The organism is Oscillibacter sp. CU971, from assembly GCF_905219725.1.
Taxonomy (GTDB): domain Bacteria; phylum Bacillota; class Clostridia; order Oscillospirales; family Oscillospiraceae; genus Oscillibacter.
The window spans coordinates 1-3,304 of sequence record NZ_CAJMXG010000279.1 but is presented as its reverse complement, the minus strand read 5'-3'; the positions used below and the strand labels follow the sequence as shown (position 1 = coordinate 3,304).

Sequence of the window (3,304 nt, the reverse complement as noted above, 5' to 3'; positions counted from 1 at the left end):
ACACCTTACTGTGTTGGAACAGATGGCTGCGGTGGACCAGCGTTTCCAATACTCCCAGGTCAACTCGTTCATTTGTCCACTTGCACTCGCCAAAGAGGGCGGTGGTCTTGTCCTGTTCCCCCAATATGTCGATCTCTGCCTGTGCCTTTTCAATGGGGTCATTGCCCCACCAGCGGCCCAGAGAAGCAAACTCCACCGGGGAGCGCCCATCCAGCAGCAGCTTCCAAAGATACTGTTTACATATCTCTTCAAACACCTTGCCCATGTAGTGGTCGAGCTGCGGCGCGATGCGCTGATAGACCAGATCGGCAGCTCCACGGGCGATCAGGGAATTATTTTCCAGCACAAAGCGATGCCAGAAGCGGAACATATTATCCTCGATGGAGTACAGGGACTTACGGGAAGCCTTCTCCCCATAGGGAGTCTCCTTCTGCACGATCCCCAGGCTGATGAGATTTTTGATGTAGCTGGCGCAGACGTTGGTATCCTCGCCGACCTTGCTTGAAATTTCCGACATCCGAGAAGCCCCTGCTGCAATGGCGGTAATGATTGCCGTGTAAATGGCTGGTTCCCGCACCTCCTGCTTCAGAAGGTTCACCGGCTCCTCATAGAGAAAGGAAATGGGATTGAGGAAGGTGTTCTTGATGTTTTCCTCAATACTCAGACGGTCGTTGATTTGCAGCAGGTATTGTGGTGTCCCTCCGACGATCCCGTAGGCCAACGCCTTGTCCTCGCCTTTGAAGTGGTTGAAATAGCGGCAGGTTTCCTCGAAGTCGAAGGGCAGCAGTTTCATCTGTGCCGTGCGCCTGCCGTAGAGCGGGGCCTTGTATGCCAACACCTGATCCTCCATATAGGACATGGACGAGCCGCAGAGGATCAACATCAGCTTGGAGGTATCCTTATTTTTGTCGATCAGGAGCTGCAAGGTGGAAGCAAGGCTTTTGGAGGACCGTGCCACATAGGGGTACTCATCCAGCACGAGGATCACCCGTTCCTTCTCCGCCATCTTAAAAACACATTCCAGCGCCGCCTGGAAGGACACGAAGGAAGTCTCCGCCGCAATGCCGCTGGCGTACTCCAGGATGCTCTTGCTGAGGTTCTCCAGGTTCTGCTTGGCATTGCTCTCCACGCCCATGAAGTAGATAGCTTTCTTACCCTGGATAAACTGGGTCAGAAGGGCCGTCTTTCCCACGCGGCGGCGGCCATACAGGACGGCAAACTCAAACTTGCCCGATGCGTATAGCTGCTCCAGCGATTTCAACTCCCGCTCTCTTCCAATAAACATAGCAACACCCCCATTCCTTTTCATTTAGTATACCACATCAGATATAGATTAGTCAATCATGATTTACTAAAGGTAGCTCCACTAAATTTCAGCATTGATTCTCTGGCAAAGGTATGCTATCATACAGATATAGCAGAACGTTTCGACTTTGATAGAGAGGTTTACCTATGAACATTGCCGCTTACTGCCGTGTCTCCACGGAGAAAGAAGACCAGCTCAACAGTCTGGAGGCACAGAAGGAGTTCTTCTCTGAGTACACTCAGCGTACCGGAGACACCCTCATCCGCCTGTACGCTGACGAGGGCCTGTCCGGCACGAAGATCAAGAACCGTAAGGAGTTCCTGCGCATGATGGCGGACGCCGAGCACCACTTGTTCGACATGGTGGTGGTCAAGGACATCTCCCGCTTTGCCCGGAACACGGTTGACCTGCTGCAAAATGTCCGCAGGCTGAAGGCCCTGGGCATCGAGACCCAGTTCCTCACCGCCAACATGACCAGCATGGGCAACAGCGAGTTTGTTTTAACCATCTTCGGTGCGCTGGCTCAGGAGGAGAGTGCCAACACCTCCAAGCGGGTGAAGTTCGGCAAGAAGCTGAACGCCGAGAAGGGGCGTGTCCCAAACATCGTCTACGGCTACGACAAGACCATCGGCGACTACTTCAACCTGACCATCAACCAGGAGGAGGCTGCTGTCATCCGGCAGATCTATCACTGGTACACCCAGGAGGGCTACGGCTCCGCCAAGATTGCCAATATGCTCAACGAGCGTGGCCTGAAGACCAAACGCAACTGCCAGTGGAGCCAGAACGCTGTGGGGCATATCCTCCGAAACGAGCTGTATACCGGGAAGATCATCAATGGCAAGCAGGAGGTCACGGACTTCCTCACCGGACAGCGGGCGGACAGGGACGAAACTGACTGGATCGTGGTGGACAAGCCCGAGCTGCGCATCATTGACGATGAAACCTTCCAACAAGCACAGGAAGTCCTGCACTCCCGGCACAGTGCTTTCAAGATTACTCGGGAGCGGCAGAGCAATAAGCACCTGTTCTCTACCCTCATCAAGTGTAAGGAGTGCGGCTGGTCTTTCCGGCGTACCGTCCGCACCTATAAAAACACCTATGTACGCTGGGTCTGCTCCGGTCACAACGGACGGGGAGCCGACAGCTGCCCCAACGCCGTGACGGTGGATGAGGAGGAACTGATCGAGGTCTTGCAGGAATACTTCGCCGGACTGCTGAAAGCAAAGAAGTCCGTCATCAGCTATGTGGTGGGCCAGTTCCAGAAGGTCTACAAGGCCAAGGACGAGAACCTGGACTATGAGAAGGAGCTGACCGCCCGGCTTTTGAAGCTGCAAAAGACCCGGCAGAAGTACATGGACATGTACGCCGACGACCTGATCTCCCGGGACGAGCTGAACGCCAAGATCGGCGGGATGCGGGGGGAGATCGAACGACTGGAAAACGAGCTGAAGATGATCTCCTACAATCTGACCCGCGGGGAACAGTTGGAGAGCGNCCTGACCGGCACCTTCAGGGAGATCGAGGACATCACCGATGTCCACCAGATGACCAACACCCAACTCAAGCGCATTATACAAAAAATTGAGGTGGATAAAGAGGGGAATGTTGACATCTACCTGCGCCTTTTGGGCGATCTGGGGCTGGACAGTACCGTTCTAATTAGCGATAACCTTACATAAGGACATCTCCGAGCGGCTGCCCCTGTTCAACCGCCCGCTGTACCTGCAGGTGAAGGAAGTGCTGGACGTGAACAAGGCCCAGCGGCACATCCGGGGCGGCATCGCCACCCGCAAAAAATACCGCGGCGACTGAAAGAGCGCGGAAGGAGGGACCCTGAATCATGGCAAATCGACAACACGGACGGCCCAGGAGCCCGGCGGGCGGGCGGAGCATCCGGGCCGTGCCCGTCTCCCGGTCCCCGAGCCGGGAAACCGCCCCGCCGGGCACGCCCATCTACACGGAGCCGGAGGTCCGCCGCTGGCCCCACCCGCTGGA

At 55.7% G+C, this 3,304-nt stretch carries 2 protein-coding genes and 1 pseudogene; 2 read left to right on the top strand and 1 reads right to left on the bottom strand.

Going from position 1 to position 3,304, the window contains the following annotated elements:
* Positions 1-1,285: ATP-binding protein (locus JX325_RS14030; protein WP_204791711.1), on the bottom strand; the 1,285-nt coding region annotated here is incomplete at its 3' end.
* A gap of 167 nt (positions 1,286-1,452) precedes the next feature.
* On the opposite strand from JX325_RS14030, the gene JX325_RS14025 reads away from it, so the two are divergent.
* Complete coding sequence (locus JX325_RS14025) at positions 1,453-2,988, top strand: recombinase family protein (protein ID WP_204791710.1); 1,536 nt, start codon at positions 1,453-1,455, stop codon at positions 2,986-2,988.
* A pseudogene (locus JX325_RS14020) lies at positions 2,978-3,121 on the top strand (sporulation transcriptional regulator SpoIIID); the annotation flags it as partial. The gene JX325_RS14025 and the pseudogene JX325_RS14020, both read left to right, overlap by 11 nt.
* Positions 3,122-3,304 lie beyond the last annotated feature (183 nt).